At 55.9% G+C, this 21794-nt stretch carries 15 protein-coding genes; 12 read left to right on the forward strand and 3 right to left on the reverse strand.

Annotated features, from left to right (window positions below; translation table 11 throughout):
* Positions 1-5 precede the first annotated feature (5 nt).
* Positions 6-1448 (forward strand): TrkH family potassium uptake protein, encoded by a 1443-nt coding sequence (locus tag BQ5462_RS05080; protein ID WP_071142330.1) that lies wholly within the window; start codon positions 6-8, stop codon positions 1446-1448.
* A 60-nt stretch (positions 1449-1508) separates the two neighbouring features.
* Here the strand turns inward: BQ5462_RS05080 and BQ5462_RS05085 are convergent, their stop codons facing one another.
* Entirely contained in the window at positions 1509-2765 is a 1257-nt protein-coding gene (locus BQ5462_RS05085) for a M20 metallopeptidase family protein (protein WP_071142331.1), read from the reverse strand.
* A gap of 127 nt (positions 2766-2892) precedes the next feature.
* Here BQ5462_RS05085 and cdaA point away from each other — a divergent pair, with 127 nt between their 5' ends.
* From cdaA to BQ5462_RS05110, 5 genes are all read left to right on the forward strand, one after another.
* Positions 2893-3762 (forward strand): diadenylate cyclase CdaA, encoded by an 870-nt coding sequence (gene cdaA / locus BQ5462_RS05090; RefSeq protein WP_071142332.1) that lies wholly within the window; start codon positions 2893-2895, stop codon positions 3760-3762.
* Positions 3749-4729 carry a CdaR family protein gene (locus BQ5462_RS05095; RefSeq protein ID WP_071142333.1) on the forward strand — a complete coding sequence of 327 codons (981 nt, stop codon included), beginning with the start codon at positions 3749-3751 and terminating at the stop codon, positions 4727-4729. Before cdaA ends, BQ5462_RS05095 begins: the two co-directional genes overlap by 14 nt.
* Positions 4704-6305, forward strand: a complete 1602-nt coding sequence (locus BQ5462_RS05100; protein ID WP_071142334.1) for an NAD(P)/FAD-dependent oxidoreductase — start codon at positions 4704-4706, stop codon at positions 6303-6305. Before BQ5462_RS05095 ends, BQ5462_RS05100 begins: the two co-directional genes overlap by 26 nt.
* Positions 6306-6648: 343 nt before the next feature.
* On the forward strand, positions 6649-7578 hold the full coding sequence (locus BQ5462_RS05105; protein WP_071142335.1) for a manganese-dependent inorganic pyrophosphatase: 930 nt from the start codon (positions 6649-6651) through the stop codon (positions 7576-7578).
* 312 nt (positions 7579-7890) lie between these two features.
* A complete protein-coding gene (locus BQ5462_RS05110; RefSeq protein ID WP_071142336.1) occupies positions 7891-9090 on the forward strand; it encodes an NADP-dependent isocitrate dehydrogenase in 1200 nt (399 codons plus the stop codon).
* Positions 9091-9207: 117 nt separating this feature from the next.
* Here BQ5462_RS05110 and BQ5462_RS05115 read toward each other — a convergent pair whose 3' ends face one another.
* Positions 9208-9636 (reverse strand): HutP family protein, encoded by a 429-nt coding sequence (locus BQ5462_RS05115; RefSeq protein ID WP_071142337.1) that lies wholly within the window; start codon positions 9634-9636, stop codon positions 9208-9210.
* Between the two features lie 33 nt (positions 9637-9669).
* On the opposite strand from BQ5462_RS05115, the gene BQ5462_RS05120 reads away from it, so the two are divergent.
* The 3 genes from BQ5462_RS05120 to BQ5462_RS05130 all read left to right on the forward strand — a co-directional run bounded on the left by BQ5462_RS05120 (position 9670) and on the right by BQ5462_RS05130 (position 13530).
* Positions 9670-9984: a hypothetical protein gene (locus BQ5462_RS05120; protein ID WP_235819577.1), complete on the forward strand. Its 315-nt coding sequence runs from the start codon at positions 9670-9672 to the stop codon at positions 9982-9984.
* Between the two features lie 134 nt (positions 9985-10118).
* Positions 10119-11495: a cation:dicarboxylate symporter family transporter gene (locus BQ5462_RS05125; RefSeq protein WP_071142339.1), complete on the forward strand. Its 1377-nt coding sequence runs from the start codon at positions 10119-10121 to the stop codon at positions 11493-11495.
* Between the two features lie 220 nt (positions 11496-11715).
* Positions 11716-13530: a phosphoethanolamine transferase gene (locus tag BQ5462_RS05130; RefSeq protein ID WP_071142340.1), complete on the forward strand. Its 1815-nt coding sequence runs from the start codon at positions 11716-11718 to the stop codon at positions 13528-13530.
* Between the two features lie 276 nt (positions 13531-13806).
* Here BQ5462_RS05130 and BQ5462_RS05135 read toward each other — a convergent pair whose 3' ends face one another.
* Positions 13807-15339, reverse strand: a complete 1533-nt coding sequence (locus BQ5462_RS05135) for a WG repeat-containing protein (protein WP_071142341.1) — start codon at positions 15337-15339, stop codon at positions 13807-13809.
* A gap of 370 nt (positions 15340-15709) precedes the next feature.
* On the opposite strand from BQ5462_RS05135, the gene BQ5462_RS05140 reads away from it, so the two are divergent.
* The 3 genes from BQ5462_RS05140 to BQ5462_RS05150 all read left to right on the forward strand — a co-directional run bounded on the left by BQ5462_RS05140 (position 15710) and on the right by BQ5462_RS05150 (position 21783).
* Positions 15710-16153, forward strand: coding sequence for an Hsp20/alpha crystallin family protein (locus BQ5462_RS05140; protein WP_071142342.1), 444 nt, complete (start codon positions 15710-15712; stop codon positions 16151-16153).
* A 495-nt stretch (positions 16154-16648) separates the two neighbouring features.
* Positions 16649-18337, forward strand: a complete 1689-nt coding sequence (locus tag BQ5462_RS05145) for a ShlB/FhaC/HecB family hemolysin secretion/activation protein (protein WP_071142343.1) — start codon at positions 16649-16651, stop codon at positions 18335-18337.
* A 26-nt stretch (positions 18338-18363) separates the two neighbouring features.
* The gene (locus BQ5462_RS05150; RefSeq protein ID WP_071142344.1) at positions 18364-21783 is read left to right on the forward strand and encodes a two-partner secretion domain-containing protein; all 3420 of its coding nucleotides are present in this window, start codon (positions 18364-18366) and stop codon (positions 21781-21783) included.
* Positions 21784-21794 lie beyond the last annotated feature (11 nt).

Genomic DNA, 21794 nt, shown 5'->3' on the forward strand with positions numbered 1-21794 from the left:
TATTCATGAATTATCCTGTCATTGCACGGGTGCTTTCCTGGCTCCTGTGTACGGAGGGCGTACTGCTGCTCCTGCCCTGTATCATCTCCCTGATCTTCGGGGAAGACCAGGGGATGGTGTACTTTGCGCTGGCAATCCTGGCCATTGCAGTGGGTCTTCTGGCTTCTCGGAGGAAACTTCCCAACCAGGCCATCTACCAGCGGGAGGGATTTGTGGCCGTGGGGCTTTCCTGGCTGCTGCTTTCCCTGTACGGGGCCCTGCCTTTTGTACTCACCGGTGAAATCCCCAGCTATGTGGACGCCCTGTTTGAAATTGTGTCCGGGTTCACCACCACCGGGTCCTCCATCCTGGACAATGTGGAGGCCCTGTCCCGTACCAGCCTGTTCTGGCGGAGTTTCTCCCACTGGATCGGGGGGATGGGAGTGCTGGTGTTCATTTTGATGCTGATTCCCGGCAACGGCGGCACCCAGATGAACCTGATGCGGGCGGAGAGCCCCGGACCGGACGTTTCCAAATTCGTGCCCCGGGTGCGGAATACGGCCATGGTACTGTATAAAATCTACCTGAGCATGACCCTGGTGCAGATTGCCCTGCTGGCGGCCACCGGCATGAACTGGTTCCACAACCTGTGCATCACCTTCGGGACGGCGGGGACCGGGGGGTTCGGCATCCTGAATGACAGCTGTGCCAGCTATACTCCGGTCCAGCAGTGGATCGTCACCGTATTCATGATTGCTTTCGGCGTGAACTTTTCGTTTTATTACCTGTTCCTGCTGAAAAAAGTGGGGGAAGCGTGCCGTATGGAAGAGGTGCGGACCTATATCGGGATCATCCTGGCGGCCGGGGTAGCCATCGCTGTCCAGATCCATGGTCAGTTCGCCACCTGGGAGCAGACCTTCCGGGCAGCCTTCTTCCAGGTGGGCAGCATCATCACCACCACCGGGTACAGTACAGTGGATTTCGACCAGTGGCCCAGTTTCTCCAAGGCCATCCTGCTGCTGATCATGATCATCGGGGCCTGCGCCGGCAGTACCGGCGGCGGGGTGAAGGTGAGCCGGGTGGTGCTGGTATGCAAGTCGGTGAAGCTGGAACTGGAGCAGCTGCTCCATCCCCACGGGGTGCAGAGGGTCCGTATGGACGGCAAACTGGTGGATCGGCAGATGCTGAATTCCGTATTCATCTTTATGATCACCTATTTCCTGATCTTTGCCCTGTCGGTGCTGGCCATCAGCCTGGATGACTTCAGCTTTGAAACCAATTTTTCTGCTGTGGCAGCTACGCTGAACAACATTGGACCGGGGCTGGCGGAAGTGGGTCCTGCCAGGAATTTCAGCCTGTACAGCAATCCGGCCAAGCTGATCCTGACCTTCGATATGCTGGCCGGCCGGCTGGAACTTCTGCCCATACTGATCCTGTTCTATCCCAAGACCTGGAGGAAGAATGGATGAGGAATCCAAAGGAATAAAAAAGCTGTGAAGAAATGAGAAGGCATTTCTTCACAGCTTTTTTTAAATGTTCCTCTTTGCCAGACGTTCCACCGGTTCCGGATTGGGGGTGAATTTCGGGTCAAAGTCCGTATTTAAAAAGGCCAGGGCATAGGCCACTCCCATGGCAGCACCATAGGTGAGCCCCCGTTCATCCATGTCGAATTCCGGCGTATGATGATTGGCTCCGCAGCCCAGGTCCGGGTTGGCAATCCCGGTAAAAGCCAGTACGCCCGGGTATTCCTGCAGGAACAGGGCAAAGGATTCCGAAGCCATCCAGGGCTGGGGATCCTTCAGGGCAGCGGGACCCAGGGCTTCCACAATGGCTTTCCGGCCCAGCTCCGCACAGGCGGTGTTGTTCCGGGCTTCGAACAGGGCTTCCGGCATGTGCTGGATGGTGGCCCTGCAGTGATACAGAGCCGCTGTATGGTCCAGGGCTTCCTTCAGGAACCGGATAAAAGGTTCACCGGCGTTTTCATAGCTGAAGAACCGGGCCGTACCCCCAAATTCCAGGCTGTCAGGAATGACGTTGTACCGTTCTCCGCTGTGGACGAAACCCAGGGAGAAGGTGAGACACTGGAAGGGATCCACCTTTCGCATGCGGAAGGCATTCAGCTGCTGGTAAAGATCACAGAAGCAGTCCATGGGGTTATTGGCCAGGTCGGGCCGTGCTCCGTGGCCGAAGGTCCCCTCCAGTTTCACCACAAAGGAGCAGCCGCCGCCCATGACGGCCCCGGGGGTCATGGAGACGGTGCCGGCGGGCATATCCCACCGCACGTGGGTGGCATAGCAGCCGTCGATGGAAAGACCGGATTCCTTTACAAGGTAGGGCAGCAGGTTCTGGATATCCCCGCTTTCTTCTTCCCCCCGTTCAAAACACAGGATCACCCTGCCTGTGAAGGCTTCCCTGTGGGCTGCCAGGATCCGGGCGGCGGTGAGCAGCATGGCCATGTGGCCGTCGTGGCCGCAGGCGTGGGATACGCCGGGCACCTTCGACACGCACAGCTTGGCCTGTTTCAGGTTCCTGGGATTTTCCTGGATGGGCAGGGCATCCACATCTGCCCGCATGAGCAGGGTCTTGCCGGGTTTGCCACTGTCGATGATCCCCAGAAGCCCTCCGTCGGGCACATTGGTGGTGGGGATCCCCAGGTCTTTCAGATAGCCTTCCAGAAAGGCGATGGTCTTGACTTCCCGGCAGCTCAGTTCGGGCTGCTGGTGGAAATGGCGGCGCAGGCGTACGGTTTCCGGTGCCTCGGCGCGGGCCAGAGCGAGTATATCCATAGGACAGGTTCCTTTCTTTTACAGATTTGATGATTTTAAGTATACCACGGTTTTCCCCCGGATGATTGCATCTCTCCGGGAAAATAGCATATAATGATAGGAGTCAAAAAAACAGGAGGTACCTGATATGGGAGGACATATCTTTGGCTTGATCCACACCATCACCTTCCTGGATGTGATCGACATCCTGGTGGTGGCGTTTTTCCTGAATAAAATCTATCAAATGCTGAAAAACACCCGGGCTGCATCCCTGGTGAAAGGACTCTTGATGCTGCTGGTGGTCATGCTGGTCAGCAAATGGCTGAACCTGTACGTGATCAACTGGCTGCTGGAGAAATTCATGACCATTGTCATGTTCGCCCTTCCCGTTGTGTTCCAGCCGGAACTGCGCCGGGCTCTGGAACAGATTGGACGGGGCAAGTTGTTTCGTCGCAGCACCGTATTGAACGAGCTGCAGGTGGAGAATATGCTGGAGGCCGTGGCTACCACCGCTGACGACCTGAGCCGGAATAAGATCGGGGCCCTGATGGTGTTCGAGCGGGAAACCGGCCTGGATGACTACATCGAAACAGGCATTCCCATCGACGGCCTGATCAGTACGGCTCTGTTCGAGAACATCTTCATCCCCAATACCCCCCTCCACGACGGAGCCGTGATCATCCGGGGCGACCGCATCGCTGCGGCCAGCTGTCTGCTGCCTCTGACCGAGGCCCGGAACCTGAACCAGGAACTGGGAACCCGGCACAGAGCGGCCATTGGCCTTTCTGAACAGACCGATGCCCTGATCCTGGTGGTCAGCGAAGAGACCGGGACCATTTCCCTGGCCCGGGGCGGTGCCCTGCAGCGGTATCTGACCCACCAGGATGTGAAGGATCTGCTGCGGCCGGTGATGAAGCAGCCCATGCTGAACTGGAAGGATGCCCTGCTGGCCAAAATGAAGGGCCATAAGACGACCGACAAGAACGAGAAAGGGGGCCAGGACCATGCTGAAAAATAACGAGGCTCCCAACCGCAATTCCTGGTTTGTACGGATTATGTCCGTGGTTTGCGCCTGCATCCTGTGGGTGTATGTCATGAATGAACAGAATCCCATCACCACCAAGGTATACCAGGTCCCCCTGGTGGCCCAGAACCTGTCCGACGATATGGTGGTGAAGGAGCTGCCCGACACAGTGAGTGTAAAGGTCAGCGGTACCCGGTCTCAGATTGCCCAGCTGGGTGAGGGGGACGTAAAGGCGTTCATCGATTTCACAGACGCGCCCAAGGGCCGGAATACATACAATGTACAGGCTTCTGTGCGCATGGGGGAAGTGACGGAGATCTCTCCCAGCCTGATCCAGCTGGAGACCGATACGGTGGCGGAGAAGACCATGAGCGTAGAACCACGGATCGTAGGGGTTCCCAACAGTGGGGTCACCGTCAGCCAGATGGATCTGAACCCCACCCGTGTGACCATCCGCGGGGCCAGCGGCCGGATTTCCCAGGTGGACAAGGTGATGGTGATGGTGGATATCAGCCATCATGACAGGAACTTCACGGCGGATGCCACTGCCGTGGCCGTGGACAAGGCCGGACGGGAAATGTATGATGTGAAGGTGGTTCCCGGCAAGGTCAAGGCTAAGGTGACCATCGTGCGCCAGCTGGGGACCAACGATTTTCCGGTGAAGGCCAACCTGAGTGGCAAACTGCCCGACGGGGTGAGCCTGAAGCAGGTCAAGATCACGCCCAGCAGCGTGCGCCTGACCGCCGAACCCAAGGTGCTGGGTGGCATTAAGCAGATCTTGACGGCTCCCATCGTCTTGAACAACATTACCAGTGATGTGGAACTGAAGATGCCTCTGCAGATCCCGGACCAGGTGCTGGCTGACCAGCACAGTGTCCTGGTGGAGATCACCCTGCAGAATGCCAGCGATTCCAGGAGTCAGCAGGAGAGCAAGAATGACGACACAGATCAGAATCAATAACATCCGGGTGGGGCTGGAAAGCCACCACAGCCTGGAGCAGATCGTGGCCAAAAAGTACCAGCTGCCGGCCCACCTGCTGAAGCGGGTACAGGTGCTGCGCAAGGCCGTGGATGCCCGGCGAAAGAATAACATTTGCTTCGTGTACCATGTAAAGGTGTGGCTGGAGGGTCCGGCAGGCCTTGTGAAAAAATTGTTGAAAGATCCCCAGGTGAGCCTGTGGGAAGAAAAAACGCTGCCTCCGGTGGAGCCGGGGTCGGTACCCCTTGTGGGCCGTCCGGTGGTCATTGGACTGGGACCGGCGGGCCTGGTGGCTGCCCTGGAGCTGGCCAGGAACGGATATGCCCCTCTTGTGGTGGAGCGGGGACGGGATCTGCAGCACCGGGTGAAGGATGTGGAGACATTCTGGAAGACCGGGAAACTGGATCCGGTGAGCAATGTGCAGTTCGGGGCCGGCGGCGCCGGGACCTTCTCGGACGGGAAGCTGACCACCCGGGTGAACGATCCCATCATGGGGCACATCCTCCAGGCCTTTGTGGACGCCGGAGCGCCCCGGGAAATCCTGACGGAACAGAAGCCCCATGTGGGTACGGACAAACTTCGGCTCATGGTCACCGGGCTGATCAGCCAGATCAAACAGGCCGGCGGGGAAATCCGCTACGAGACCCAGGTGACGGATTTCCGGGTGGATCCGGGCAGGGGTCTTGTGGCAGTCCAGCTGAATGGCCGTGACTGGCTGGATACCAACGCAGTGATCCTGGCCTGCGGCCACAGTGCCCGGGACACGTACAAAGCCCTGCTGCAGCGGGCCGTGCACCTGGAGGCCAAGGCGTTTGCCATCGGGGTACGGATCGAGCATCCCCAGTCCCTGATCAACAGGGCGCAGTACGGGCCTTTCGCCAGTCATCCCAGGCTGGGGGCCGCGGATTATGCTCTGATTTATCATGACAAAGAAACCGGTCGGGCCGTGTATTCCTTCTGCATGTGTCCGGGGGGACAGGTGGTGGCTTCTGCTTCCGAGAAGGAAGGCCTGGTGGTGAACGGCATGAGTCCCTTTAAACGGGATACGGGCCTGGCCAACAGCGCCTTGGTGGTCAGCGTGGACCCGGCGGATTTCCCGGAAGGGCCCCTGGGAGGGATGGAGTTCCAGCGGAAATACGAGCACCTGGCCTGGAGCATCAGCCGGGATTACCGGGCCCCGGCTCAGACCAGCCGCAGCTTCCTGGAACACACCGTACCGGATTTGAAAGTGGATTTCCAACCCAGCTACCGCCCTGGTCTGGTGGCGGCGGATCTGCGGAAGGTGCTGCCCGATTTTGTCACTGACAGCCTGGAACACGGGCTTATGGCATTCGAACATCGCCTGCCGGGCTTCGGCCGGAAGGGTCTCATGATCGGGGTGGAGACCCGCACATCGGCACCGGTGCGCATCAACCGGGGAGAGGACGGGCAGAGCGTAAACTGTCCGGGGCTGTATCCCACCGGTGAAGGGGCCGGATATGCCGGCGGCATCATGAGTGCCGCCATGGACGGATACCACCAGAGCCATCGTCTCATAGCGCGCTTCGCCAAACCCTAACTTCCCTTGTCCTCCCCTGAAAGGGGAGGGGGACCAGCCGAATGGCTGGTGGAGGGGTCAATGATCGGATGTGAGCCCCCCTACCCGCAGGCGGGTCCTTTCCCCCTTTCAGGGGGACACAAATCTTTTGTCCTTCCCTGAAAGGGAAGGGGGACCGTTGCGCATCAGCGCAATGGTGGATAGGTTTTACACCGACCCTGCGAGTAACACCGTCTGCTGCCGGTTGTCCGGTGTGCTAACCCCCTACCCGCAGGCGGGTCCTTTCCCCCTTTCAGGGGGACACGGGAAATCTAAAATATGGTATAATAGTAAAATATAAGTAAAATCGAAGGAGATGCCTTTCATGGAAAACACCATCATCACCGGGCACAAGAACCCGGATACCGACTCCATCTGCTCTGCCCTGAGCTATGCCTACATCAAGACCCGTCTGGGCGCTAAAGTCACCGCCTGCCGGGCCGGCAAAGTGAACCCGGAAACCCAGTTCGTACTGGATTACTGGAAAGTTTCCGCTCCTGAACTGGTGGAAAAGGTGGAAGAAGGCCAGAACATCATCCTGGTGGACCACAATGAAATGGCCCAGGCTGTGGATGGCCTGGACAAAGCCAACCTGCTGGAAATCATCGACCACCATCGGCTGGGCGGCATCGTGACTGCCAATCCGCTGCTGGTACGCATGCAGCCCGTAGGGTGCACGGCCACCATCCTGTACAATGTGGCTGTGGAAAACAAAGTGGACCTGCCCAAAGAAATCGCAGGCCTGCTGTTCTCTGCCATCAGCTCCGACACCCTGTACTTCAAGTCTCCCACCACCACGGAAAAGGATAAGGAAGCCGCCGGTGCCCTGGCCAAGATTGCCGGCATCGCCGATCCCCAGGGCTATGCCCTGGATATGCTCCAGGCCGGCAGCGCCATCAACTCCATGACCGCTGACGAAATCACCCACGGGGATATGAAGGAATTCGACTTCCCCCAGGGCAAAGTGACTGTGGCCCAGGTGAACGTCATGGACGGTGAAAAAGCCAAAGCCAAATGGCCGGAACTGCAGAAATCCCTGCAGGCCATGGTGGATAAAGGCGAAGCCGATACCACCCTGCTGATGGTCACCGACATTATGGACGAAGTGACTGAATTGCTGTGGGCCGGCAAGAACAAGGACATCCTGGACAAAGCCTTCGGCAAAGCAGAAGCCGATGGCCATTACCATCTGCCCAAAGTCCTGAGCCGGAAAAAACAGATCGTTCCGCCGCTGACGGATGCGTTCAAGGGATAAACAGCGACTGGTAAGTCATGGTCAGTGACTTGTGAAGGAAAGAGCGCTGTGAAAAATCATTCACAGCGCCTTTATTTCGCTAGCGTCAGCTGGCTTCCATCGGCTAGTGACTAGAGACTAGTGACTAGTGAGGGGTGTGAAAAAGCATTTTTTCACACCCCTTTTTGGTATAAGAAATGCCGATAGCAGCCTTTGGCAATTCGCTATTTTTCTTTCTCTTTTCTCTGTGCTATGATGGATTTGTTGAAAAAGGGCGGCTTTGTTGGCTTGGGCTCTTTGGGAAAATATCTGTTTGTGAGAGGAGACTGTACCATGGCTGATAAAATTCAGATGAAGACTCCGCTGGTGGAAATGGATGGGGATGAAATGACCCGTGTCCTGTGGAAGATGATCAAGGACATCCTGATCCTTCCCTATGTGGATTTGAAGACCGAATACTATGACCTGGGCATGAAACACCGGGACGACACCGATGACCAGGTGACGGTGGATTCTGCCCTGGCTACGAAAAAATACGGTGTGGCTGTAAAATGTGCCACCATCACCGCTAATGCAGCCCGTGTGAAAGAATACAACCTGAAAAAAATGTGGCCCAGCCCCAACGGAACCATCCGGGCGATCCTGGATGGCACGGTGTTCCGGAAACCCATCATGGTGAAGGGCATCCATCCGCTGATCCCCACCTGGGAGAAACCCATCACCATCGCCCGTCATGCCTATGGTGACATTTACAAGAACACCGAGATCCGTGTACCGGGAGCCGGCAGGGCCGAACTTCTCTTTACCGATGCAGAAGGTAAAGAAACCCGCAGGACCATTATGGATTTCAAGGGCGCCGGCATCCTGCAGGGTGTGTACAACACCGATGCATCCATCAAAAACTTTGCCCATTCCTGCTTCAACTACGCGTTGGAGCAGAAGGAAGACCTGTGGTTTGCCACCAAGGATACCGTTTCCAAAATCTATGACCATCGGTTCAAGGATATCTTCCAGGAGATTTACGACAACGAGTACAAGGACAAATTCGAAGCGGCCGGCATCGAATACTTTTACACCCTGATCGACGACGTGGTGGCCCGTGTGGTCCGTTCTAAAGGCGGTATGATCTGGGCCTGCAAGAACTACGATGGGGACGTGATGAGCGACATGATGGCCACTGCTTTCGGCAGTCTGGCCATGATGACTTCCGTGCTGGTAAGCCCGGATGGGTGCTATGAATACGAAGCGGCTCACGGCACCGTGCAGCGCCATTATTATCGGTATCTGAAGGGCGAAAAGACGTCCACCAACCCGGTGGCCACCATCTTCGCCTGGACGGGCGCCCTGCGCAAACGGGGCCAGCTGGATGATATTCCGGCTCTGGCAGAATTTGCTGATCGTCTGGAAAAAGCTACCATCCAGACCATCGAGGATGGAGTCATGACCGGCGACCTGCTGGCCGTCAGCGACCTGCCCGACAAAAAGAAAGTGAACAGCGAAGAATTCATGCAGGCCATTGCGGAAAGAATGTGACCGTGGAAACCGGCTTTCGGACAATGGACTGGAACAAAAACGACCCGCTCCCAACAGGGGAGACGGGTCGTTTTTCTGGCAGGAAACAGATTGGACCAGCCATGGAGACGGGGCCTGTCAATCAATCCCGGCCAGGCTGCGGTGGGCCAGCGCCACACCCAGTTCGTTCAGGTTCAGGACGCCTACGCTCATGTAGATGGCCACACACAGGTGTTCCCCATAGCGGGCGATGCCGATCTTGCCGCCCACGTTGAACCCGATGGCTTTGGCCATCATCTGTTCCAGGGCTTCATGGGCTGCTCCGGCTACGGTGCCGGCGCCCACATGGGTGTCTGTTACGATATTCTGCCGTTCAGAGGCCACTACGGCCCGTTCTACGATCTTTTTGATGCTGGGCAGGAATTCGCCCCCGAAATCCACGGCAGCGGCCCGATAGCCCTGCTGGCGCAGGTGTTCTTTCAATCGATCCTCTTCTTCCCGGGTGGCCGTCAGCGCCATGCGCAGGGCTGCCCGTCCTACATCGATACTGGCAATGGGTTTATTCATGCACGCTTACATCCTTTCTACTTTGCTGAAGCTATGGTATCATTATACCAGAAGATCGCCCATCTGGCAGTATCGGCTGTAAAAACCGGAGCCGACGGGCAGAGAAAGGAGAAACCCATGTCAGTCATCATGGCAGAAGAATTGAAGGCTGGAGTGATCCTGGGTGACCGGGAAAACGACCAGTATCTGTATATGCCGGGCAGCGAAATCGGCAGTGACGACCCGGTGTGTATTTTCGAGGAGGCCGGCAGCAGGACGGACCTGCACCTGAAGGAGGCTGTGGAACTGGCCAAGCGCCTGACCCTGAAGCCCACCGTGCATCCGGTCTTCGGGAAACGGGCCTATTGAGAGAAAAGGAGCTGTGAATGATTTTTCACAGCTTTTTTTTGTTGGATAAATTCCTGCATCCTGCTATGAATTCCAGCCAAAATACGATATAATGGACTCCATACACATTGTAGAAAAGGAGTCTGGAATCATTTATGCAAAGTCAATTTTTCACTTCCTTCCTGATGATCAGCGACTGGCGGACCGTGCTGTTCCTGGCGGTGCTGGCCGTGATCTTCTTCGGCATCCATGTGCTGTATCACAAGCAGCACAAAAGCTTTTCCCTGGTGGTGATCATCGGTATGGTGGCCGGTGCTCTGCTGGGTCTGGCCATGCAGGCTGTGGCCGGTTTCCCTGGGGATCCCACTAAGACCGTGTTCATCAGGGAAACCACCAACTGGCTGCAGCTGTTCGGGGGCGGCTACATCGATCTGATTAAGATGATTGTCATTCCGCTGGTCATCGTTTCCATTGCCCATGTGGTGATCAACCTGGAAAAAGGGAAATCCATGAGCCGGCTGGTGAAACGGACCCTGGTGGTGACCCTGTTCATGACGGCTGTGTCTGCTGCCATTGGCCTGGCCTTTGGTGTATTGTTCAACGTAGGGGGTATTGCTGCCAGCGGCACGGCTGTGGCCAAGGCAAAAACAGTCACCAGCGTGGCTTCCACGTTGCGGGCCCTGATCCCCGGCAACCTGGTGCAATCCATGGTGAAAAACAATATCATCGGTATGGTCATCTTTGCGGCCTTCCTGGGACGGGCCATCTGGTGGATGAAGGAAGATGCCAAAGACCAGGAAACCTTTCTTCACAACCTGATTGATGGATCCCACAAAGCCATGATGAACATGACCGACCTGATCCTGGACTACATGCCCTGGGCCGTGGTGGCCCTGTTGGCCAATACCATTGCCCAGAAGGGGCTGGCCAGCATCCTGGATGTGGGGACCTTCATTTTGGCCCTGTATGTGGCCCTGGCCGTGCAGTTCCTGATCCAGCTGGCTGCCCTGTCCCTCCATGGACTGTCGCCGGTCCACTATTTGAAAAAGAGCGTGGCGCTGCTGATCCTGGCCTTTACGTCCCGGTCCAGCGCCGGGTGCCTGCCGGTGACGGTGGAGACCCTGACCCGAAAACTGGGGGTGGATTCCGGTACGGCCAATTTTGTGGCCGGCTTTGGGACTACTGCCGGGATGCAGGGCTGTGCCGGGGTGTTCCCGGCCATGCTGATCGTCTATGTGTGCCATCTGACCGGTACGCCCCTTGATGCATCCATGATCATCATGAGCATCATCGTGGTGACCATTGGTTCTCTGGGGATTGCCGGCATTCCCGGCACTGCCACCATGAGTGCCTCTGTCAGTCTGTCCGGGGTGGGGATGGCTTCCGCCTTCAGCCTGATCGGACCCATCCTGGCCATCGATCCCCTCATCGATATGATGCGGACCATGGTCAACGTGGCCGGTTCCGTGACCAATGCCCTGATGGTGGACCGCCAGCTGGGAACGCTGGACATGGAAACGTATAAAAAGTAACAGACATTTGGATCCCCTGTCAAACGCTGCCCTGCAGGGCGCTTTGACAGGGGATTTTTGTGGATACGCTTCAATTTTTTTTCAATGGCCGGAGACGGATGCCCGGAATGGGAGCAGGGTCCTGGCATGGAGACATGGCTCCATCGACTTCCGGCAGCGGGTGTGATATACTCGAGATAACAATTGGATCATATAGACAGTAGTATAGGGAGTTGGAGTTATGCTATCGGGAAATACCATTCGCAGTACCATTGGTCGTACCATCACCCGCTCACAGGTGGTCTGTTTCTTACTGTTCATCGTTGTACTTTTTGCCCTTCGTCTGTGCCTTCCGGGGATCCCTCACTGGCCGTACAACAAAAAGGCCATTCTCACAGGAGCCCTGCTGTTTTCTTTTCAGTATACGGTCCTGTGGAAGGAGAATCGGGTGTGGCGGGCCGGGAATTTTCTTTTTGCCGGGTTGTACTTTTCTACGGGGCTGCTCCAGCTGTGGGTGGGACAGCGGCTGGACGGACGGGAAATTATCGATGCCTGTCTTTCAGGAATGGCCACTTTCTGGTGGGGTACATCTCTGTGCGGACTTTCCGGAAATCACTTCCCCTGTCCGGTGCAACGGCTCCTGAAAATCCTGGGAAACCTGGTGCTGGGAACGGCCCTTTTGCTGCCCCTGCTGCAGTGGGGGTACTATGGGGTCAGCGGACATCTGCTGTCTGCTGACATTGTGCTGACCCTGTTTCAAACCAACCTGAATGAAGCGCTGTCGTATTTGAGAGACCAGAATCCGGTGCTGTGGGGAGGCGCTGTGGGCGGCATCCTGCTGGCTTTGCTGCTGCTGTTGCGGAGTACCTCCGATCTGGGCAGGTTTTCTACCGGACTGTCTCGTCGCTCCCTGGCAGTGGGACTGGCTACGATTCTGGCTGGATGCGGGTATATGCTGAAGGAATCCAAAAACTACGCGGCGTTTCGGATTGGACGGGAAACCCGGGAAGTACTGAACGACTATCGGCGCTATGGACAGGAAAAACAGCAGCGGATGGAAAGGCTCCAGCAGCTGGGAAATTTGAAAATCGGCCGGGGCGGTGTGTATGTACTGATCATCGGAGAATCGGAAAGCCGGGACCATATGGGAGTCTACGGGTATGGAAGGCAGAATACACCCTGGCTGTCCCGGATGGTACAGGAACCGGGAAATCTGCTTTTTACCCATGCTTATTCCAATCATACCCATACGGTGCCGGTGCTTACCTATGCCCTGAGCCAGAAAAACCAGTACAACAGCCTGAAGCTGAAAGAGGCATACTCCCTTCTGGAAGCTGCCCGGGCTGCGGGGTATAAAACGTATTGGATCAGCAACCAGCGGAAGCTGGGTGGCTATGACACGCCGGTGGCGGAAATGGCTTCTACAGCGGAATACCAGGTGTGGAAGAACGACAGGAGTGGTATGGCAGACCTTCAGGCTCCCTATTACGACCAGGTGCTGGTGGAGGCCCTGCCGGAAATCAGGCCGGATGAAAATGCCTTTATCGTCCTGCATGTAATGGGGTGCCATGGGGAATACCTGGACCGGTATCCCAAAAAGATTGCCAGATATCCGGACAACCGGTCCCGGGTGGATACCTATGACAATGCGGTCTATTACAGTGACCGGGTGCTGGAGGAAATCTACCGGAAGGTATCCAGGTATTCCGGGTTCCAGGCACTGGTCTTCTTTTCGGACCATGGGGACGATCCGGAAGGGAACCGGGGCCACGAAGCCACCAAATTTACCTGGACCATGGCCCATATTCCCCTGGGTATCCTGACCAGTGAGGATTTCCGGAGGCACCGGCCGGAAACCTGGCAGACCCTGGAGGCCCATCGGGACCGGTACTGGACCAATGACTTGCTGTACAACCTGATGGTGGATCTGCTGGATATCCAGGGGATGCCCGGGGAGGAACCGGAATTGGACCTGGCTTCGCCTCTGTACGAAGGAGAACCGGGAAATCTGCGGACCCTCCATGGAAAACGGAAGCTGGTGGAGGATGGGGAGTAAAGAACCCTTCTGCTGATTGTGCAGCCCCATGGAACAGAATCCGGGCAGGAACCAGTGAAAGAAGGTCTGGACAGGATTGGCCAGATTTCTGTATAAAACAGAACAGGAGGACTGTGATTTCACAGCCCTCCTGTTTTAATGATGGAAATGTTTTTTTTAGATTGAAACGGTACAACTTGACAACAGGGATATCCGCCCTTTTTAAGGGCGGGGAACCATGCACAAGCATGGTGGTGGGTTCATACTGTTCAGTTCAGTATGCCTGTTGGCTCTTATCTATCCCTGCATGGACTGGGTGCGTGACTGGCCTGCCGGAGCCTGGCCGGGATCGACAGATACTTCTTTGATCTTTTTCATGCCCTGGAGCACCCACTGGCCAGTCTGGTCCAGCAAGCCCCATTGTCCGTTGCTCTTGACGACGGAAACTTTTCCCTGGAAAGGAGAGACCTGTTCCAGAGCAGCTTTGGGCAGCTGGGCCCGTACGTTTCCGGCCCTGTCCACCAGTTGCCAGGTATTCCCTTTCAGCCAGGTGACTTCTGCTCCGGCACCGAAAGGCGTGAACATCACGTCCGTGTCCCAGCTCTGCAGCACCCTGCCGGTGGTTTCATCCACCAGTTGGGTGCTTTTTCCTTGTTTCACTGTAAACCGGTCTCCGCCCAGGAAGACGATGGCGTCCCAGGCAAAGGGCAGCCGCAGGGACCCGTCGGAAAGATCGATGATGCCGTATTTGCCGGAGGTTTTTTCCTTGACGGAAGCCAGCCCTGCGATTTCATCCAGGGAACCGCCGGTGATGTCGTAATCTCCCGGACCGAAAATGACCCTGCCCTGCCGGTCAGAAAACCAGACTTTGCCCTTATCCTGCACGAAGGTGCCCCAGGGAGTCATGGGGTAGACGGCGTCGTTGTGGCTGTCGATGACTTCCCGGCCCCGGGTGTCGAGATACCCCCGCTTCTGCCCGTCCCAGGCCATATCCAGAGGGCCGTCGGTGTAGGGGTCATACGACCAGCCATTGTGCCAGAAAACGTTGGCCAGGGTCAGGCTGGCCAGACTGGCCCAGTTGAAGCGCTTCACATGGCGCCGTACTTCGGCCAGACCGTCCTGGAAGGGGGAGATTTCGTCGTAGGGGGCGGCGAACAGGACCGTTCCCTTTTCGTCGATGGCCACCTGTTTGCCTTTGTCGTCCACTACAAAGGCGATGCCTTCCCGGAAATCGGTGACGATGGCTCGATAGACCGGAGTCAGCATGATGTTGCCTTTCTCATCCTTGAAGCCCCAGCGGTTCTTTTCCTTGAAAGGGTACAGGCCGGGGGTGGCCTCCGGAGGGGGGACGGGTTTTCCGTCCAGATTGAAGGTGGCCGGCTTTGCATGGCCCTTTTCCATGGCCGCCAGTACGGTGCCGGAGCTGGTTACCGACTGGTAACGGGGTTCCAGGATGGTCCTGCCGTTTTCGTCCACGATGCCCCATTTGCCGTTGGGAGCCTTGACGGCAAAACGGATCGTCGGCGGAACATGGCGGGGGGAAACGCTTCGCAGTTTCGGTAGATTCCGATGGGGGTTGGGCAGCAGCCAGGAACCCAGGATTTCAGCAGTGCCGGTCCTGTCCACAGAAACGCTGCTGGAGCTGTGGGTGCGTGTGGTGGAGGACTGGGTATGGGTGGTGCTGCTTTCCCGGGTCGTGGTGCGAGTTTCGCGGTGCTGATGGTCGTACAGGGTCACTCCTTTTTCTGCAGAGGCAGAGCCGGCCCAGACGGTGGTGCTCACCAGTGCGGCCAGGAGCAGGGCAGGGAGCTGGGGCTTGGATCGGGTCATAGGATCTCCTTTCAAGATCAAAAAATAAAATTACGAAACAGTACGAAAATTATATCATGGAAAACAAATACTCGTAAAGAAAAATTACAGCAAATTAATTGCAGTCTCAAATTAGAAAATAGAAATCATACGTTTCGGGAGTCTCAAAAAAAGTCAAAAAATCTTTGACTTTTTAGCACTCAATACTTGACAGTGCTAACAACTTGTGCTACTATAATAGTCGGACGAAGGAAAGACCCACAGAAGGGTTCCCGTAAGGAACCTGGAACGTTGGAGGACGGGCTCCCTTGCGGAACCCCGGGAATCCGGAAGCCTTTCGGTAGTCTCAAAAGCTGACCCTCAAGGCCAAGATTGAATGGAGGAATGGCTTATGTTACTGCCCAGTGTTTTCAATGATAACCTGTTTGATGATCTGATGGATGATTTTGATGATGTGTTCTCCATGCGGAATCCGCTGTACGGGAAACACGCCAGAAATATGATGAAGACCGATGTACGGGATGTGGGTGACCATTATGAACTGGATATCGATCTGCCGGGCTTCAAGAAGGATGAAATCCATGCACAGCTGCAGGAAGGGTATTTGACCATCAGTGCCAGCAAGGGTGTGGACAAGGATGAAAAAGACAAGAAAGGTCAGTACATCCGTCGTGAACGTGCTGTTGGCCAGTGCGCTCGGACCTTCTTTGTGGGCGAAGGTGTCACCGAAGCCGACGTGAAGGCCAAATACGAGAACGGTATCCTTCAATTGAGCATTCCCAAGAAGGAAGCCAGGAAAGTGGACAACAAGAAATACATTGCCATCGAAGGTTGATGGCAGCAGACAAAACCCCGCCGGGTAACCGGCGGGGTTTTTGTGTGGTTGGAACCTGGTGTTCTGGTGAGGGCCATGAACGAAACAACTCTCACTTTATTTTGTGAATCGTCCTGGTACTTCTTTTGCAAAAAAGAAATTAACCGCCCCAAGCTTCCAGGCTAGGCGGTTAATTCTGATCTAACTATGGGGCTGACCGTCACCAGACAGCACCATTTATATTTTCATTATAATACAGTTACAGGGGATTGCAAGAGAGGTATATAAGAGGGGCATAAGGAAACCCGCCGTCGGCTCCAATCGATAGGCGGGTTTTCTTAAACCTTCTAATCAACGGGGCTGACCAAATGGACAGCTCTTTTTCATTGTATCATAGTTCCCTGAGATTAACCACCTTATGAATATTTTTGTGAAAAAATGAAAATCTTGTCATAAAAAGACCCTTACGGTATACTGAACCCAGAAAGTATCAACAAACAACGGGGGTTGTGGATCATGGGTAGACAATGGACCGGGATTATAGGGGCAGTGGGTGTGCTGTGGGGGACGGCATGCCCTGTTTTTGCTGCGCCCAATCCATTTTTGCAGCAGGAACAGCTGCAGCAGGCCAGACAGGAACAGAGAAAGCGGATGGAGAGATTGGAAAACCCGGGAGAACGGCAGCCGGAAAAACAAGAAGTCCCGGAGGCGGAGTTGCCGTCTTCTCCCGTACGTTTTCAGATAGACCGGATTCAGATGGAGGGGAATATCATTGCTTTTCCCTGGATGGACAGGATTACGAACAAATATCTCCATCGGGAACTGGATGGTGCCTCCATCAGCCGTCTGGCCGGAGAACTGAATCAGCAGCTGCTGGACCGGGGCTATGTGACCACACGGGTCCTGGTTCCGGAACAGAACCTGAATGGGGGGACTCTCCGTCTGATTCTTCAGGCAGGAATCTTCCATGGATTCCGGAATCCAGATGGGACGGCCGTGTACGGCAGCATGGCCCGGGCTTTTCCCATCCATCCGGGAGACGTGCTGAACCTGCGGAAACTGGAACAGGGAATGGAACAGCTGAACCGTCTTCCTTCCCAGAAAGTGAGGATGAACCTGGTGCCTGCCAGGGAAGACTTTGCCACGGATGTGGAACTGCAGGTGGAAAGAAAGAACAATGTGTATGGCCTGGTTTCCACAGACGATTCCGGGCTGAAAAGCACGGGAAAGAGCCAGTGGAATACGGAAATCAGCTGGGATCAGCCGCTCTTCCAGAATGACAGACTGCAGCTTGACCTGAACGGGGATGCCACCCGAAGCGGTACGGAAAAAGGTACAAGGGGACAGGCTGTTTCCTATTCCATTCCTTATGGCTGGGATACCTTCACCTTTTCTTTCAGCCGGTACCAGTATCATCAGCGGGTTCACCTGGAGCCCTTTCCCTTTCTCAGTGAAGGGCTGACCAAAACGGGAAAATTCACCTGGGATCATGTAGTCTATCGGTCCCGGACCCAGAGACAGAGCCTGGACTTCAGCATCCGGAAACGGGATTCCCACAGTTATCTGGACCATCGGGAACTGGATATCCAGACCCAGCACACCACAGCTGTGGAAGCAGGCTGGAACCTCCGGGATTATCTGGGCAGCGGTGTCCTTTATACCCGTCTGGGCCATCGGATGGGGGTGGCCTGGCTGGGTGCCCAGCCGGAAAATCCCTATGGAGAGGGTCCCAAGACCCGGTACAATATGTGGCTGCTGGATGTGGACTATCAGAAACCTTTCCAGCTGGGAAAGCAGCAAGCTACCTATACCGCCTCTTTCCACGGCCAGTGGACCATGAAAGGGGACAGGCTCTATGGCCTGGACGACATCAGTATGGGAAACCGGTACACGGTACGGGGCTTTGATGGGGAATACACCCTGATGGGAGAGAGCGGATGGTATCTCCGGAACGAAGTGGCCTGTCCGGTGGCATCCTGGGGAGAAGTGTATGTGGGAGCCGATGGAGGGGCTGTTTACGGTCCCAGTACGGACATCCTGACTGGCAGGACCATTGCCGGGGGTGTAGTGGGCCTGCGGGGGACGATTCCTTTCGGGAACACGGAACTTTTCTATGATGTATTTGCCGGTATCCCTCTGTACAAGCCCCAGGGATATCCCACCAAAAGTGTGACCTGCGGCTTTTCTGCAGGATGGCGGTTTTAAGGAACCCGGAAAGGAAGAACTATCCTATGACTAAGAAAAAAGCACAAGCCATCATTGCCTGCATCCTGGCCGGGATGACCTGGACGCAGCCAGTTCTGGGAGCCCCGATACAGGTCGATCCCCAGGCTCCTTCCGGACGCCATCCCCAGGTGCTGGAAACCGGGAACAAACTGCCTCTGGTCCAGATTGCACCGCCCAGAGACGGACTCTCCCACAACCAGTACAGGGATTTCAATGTTCCGGAAAAAGGGGCTATCCTGAACAATTCCTACACCCTCAGCAAGACCCAGCTGGCCGGATATGTACAGGGAAATCCCAACCTGGCCAAAGGACCTGCCCGAATCATCCTGAACGAAGTGACCGGAAGCAATCTGTCCCGTCTCAACGGATACCTGGAAGTGGCCGGGCAGCGGGCGGATGTGATTCTGGCCAACCCAAACGGGATCGCCGTAAACGGGGGCGGATTCCTCAATACAGCCCGGGCCCTTTTGACCACTGGGAAACCGGGCTTTGATGCCCAGGGAAAACTGGATCGTTTTCAGGTATCCGGCGGTTTTGTCACCGTGGAAGGAAAAGGCCTGAGCGGAAAAGATACGGACAGCCTGGCCATTTTGTCCCGGGCGGCTGAAATCAACGCCGGGATCTGGGCCAACAGGCTGCAGGTGGTCACAGGGAAAAATCAGGTAGCGGCAGATACCCTTCAGGCAAAGCCTCTTGAAACAGCTGCTTCCCAGGAAGCACCTGAATTTGCCCTGGACGTGGCGGCTGTGGGCGGCATGTATGGAGACAGCATTTATCTGGTGGGAACGGAAAAAGGACTGGGGGTGAACCTGGCCGGGAAAATCCAGGCCACTGGAAACCTGACGGTGGACGTCAACGGTAATCTCCATGCGAAAAAGGAAACCGCCGGCGGAGGTAACGTGACCCTTCAGGTGGAAAAACTGGAGAATACAGGACGGATTTCTGCCGGAAAGAACCTGACAGTGCAGGCTACTCGGAACATCGTCAATAGAAGCAGCATGGAAAGCAAAGAGACCAGCTATCTGGCAGCCGGACAGGAGATCCGGAATACCGGGACCATCCAGACCGGGAATCATCTGGAACTGAAAGGGGAAACCATCTGCCAGGCCGGGAACCTCAGTGCCGGTCTGGATAAGGAAAAGAAGGTGAGGGAGCCGGGGAACATCGCCATCCAGGCCAACCGGTACCAGGGAGAAAAGGGACAGGTGAACGCCGGCGGAAACGTGGAGTTGAAGGCAGAAGAAGTCCGGCTCCAGGACAGTTACCTGTATGGGGGGAACAACGTTTCTGTAACGGCCGGGAACGCGGACATCAGCCGGGCTTTTCTCCATGGAGAGAAAGCCGTCATGGTGCAGGCGGAAGCCATGCCTCTTGAGGGGAATATTACCAGCGGCGGAACTGTGACCATTGCCCTTAAGCAGGACATGACCAATGAGAATAGTGAAGAAAAATACGGAAATATCCAGGCGGGAGGAGATGTTCTCCTTTCGTCCCAGGGTAGCGTGCGCAACCGGAAAAAAATGGAAAGCGGCGGTACTCTGGTTCTCCACGCCCAAAAACAGGTGGAAAACAGCGCTGAAATCAGCGGGAAGAATGTGGAAATTGAAGGAGAGGTTCTCCACAATACGGGACTTGTGGCGGCGGACAGGAAGGCCAGCTTGAAGGGACAACAGATTGTAAATGAAGCCGGCGGGCGGATTTACGGGGACAATATTTCCCTCCGGGCCCACCAGGTCATCAACCGAAGGGATGAAGCCAGAGAGAAGGCCTTGGAAGAAAGTGTAAAACAGCTCCGGGAGCAGGAAGATATTCTGGAACAAACCGTCCGGACCGATGTGACGGCCTTCCCTTCGGAAGGAGAAGTTCAGGCTTATGAGAACAGAATCCAGGAGGCCAGCCGGGAATATGACCGCCGTAAACAACAGGTGGATGGAGAAAAACAGGAACTGGAAAAAATGGCTCCTGGAACCCTGGCAGCCCGGGAAAATCTGTCCATTTCGGCGGGAACCATCCGGAACAGCAGGGACAGCCTGCTGTACAGCGGCGGTACCATGGAACTGGCCGCTTCCGGGGAAATCCTCAATCAGGGCGGCCGGGTGGAAAGCCAGGGGCATATGACCCTCACGGCCGGATCTATCCGGAACGAAAATGACCTTTTCTCTGTGAAACGGGTGGTGGGGAATCTTACGGATAATCCGGAACGGATTCGGATCGATCAGGCCGGACACCCGGAACAGGGACAGACCTTTGATAAAAGCGAATTCAGCAATCTGGGCAGTGGCTATGGAGCCTACCATCATGGCAGCTACCAGGAAGAAAAAGAACGGGCCGGCTATGGCATCATCCAGCAGCGGACCCGGGAAGAGCTGGAAAATGGAGAAGCCCCCATCCCGGCTGATCTGGTGGGGACCCGTGCTCCCAACTACGCCTATGATGACCCTATTTTCCAGGAGATGGGCGTTGCGTCCATGACAACACCCCGCCCGGCCAACGGGGATCCCGCCCAGTCCCAATGGGATCAGGAATACCAGAAGATCCTGGATACCCTCAATGAAAAAATCGATGCCTGGAATGCCCAGGTGCGAAACCATAATGCCTCCATCGGGGTGGTGGAAAGTCAGAAAATCTACAACCTGACTTTCGTACGCACAAAATCCCAAACCAGCCACCGGGAAGTGACAGAAAGCCGTCCCGGAGTCATTGCCAGCGGGGAAAACCTGGAAATCCAGGGGAATGTGACCAATGAGAATAGCCAGCTTGCTTCCGGAGGGACCCTCCATATAAAGGGAAAACTGGACAATCTGGCCAAAGAGAACCAGACGTACACCGTCACTTTTGGTACCACCCAGGGCAGTTATACATACAAACGGGGCTGGCCCCACAAATCCCGACGGAGAGGGTACAAGTCCCGGGTATTCATGACGCCCCAGGTGGAACAGGGGGCGCCGGCTTCTTTGGGAATCTCTCAGGTGCTGGATGGCAGCGGCCAGGCTCCGGAAAAAACAGAAATCAGCCAGAGCCAACGGCAGGCCGTCAGCCATTTCCTGGATCCATTTGGGGTTTCCTTTGCCCAGGCAGCCCAGGGAAAAGAACAGTGGCAGAATCTGCTGACCGGTTCTTTGTACCAGGTCCATCCGGAAAGCACGGCCCGGTACCTGATGGAAACGGATCCGAAGTTCACCAGCAGGAAGCAGTTCCTTTCCTCTGACTATTTCTTCCAAAAGCTCCAGTGGGACCCGGACAAAGTGCCCAAACGGCTGGGCGACGGGTTCTATGAAGGGATGCTGGTCCGCCAGCAGATCCTGGACCGGACCGGGAACCGGTACCTGGAAGGGTACAGCGATGAAGAAAGTGAATTTCGGGCCCTGATGGATGCCGGGGCCTCTATGCCCAAAAGACAGGGCTGCAACCCGGCATCGTCCTGAGCGAAGAACAA

Source organism: Acidaminococcus timonensis, assembly GCF_900106585.1.
Lineage (GTDB): Bacteria > Bacillota > Negativicutes > Acidaminococcales > Acidaminococcaceae > Acidaminococcus > Acidaminococcus timonensis.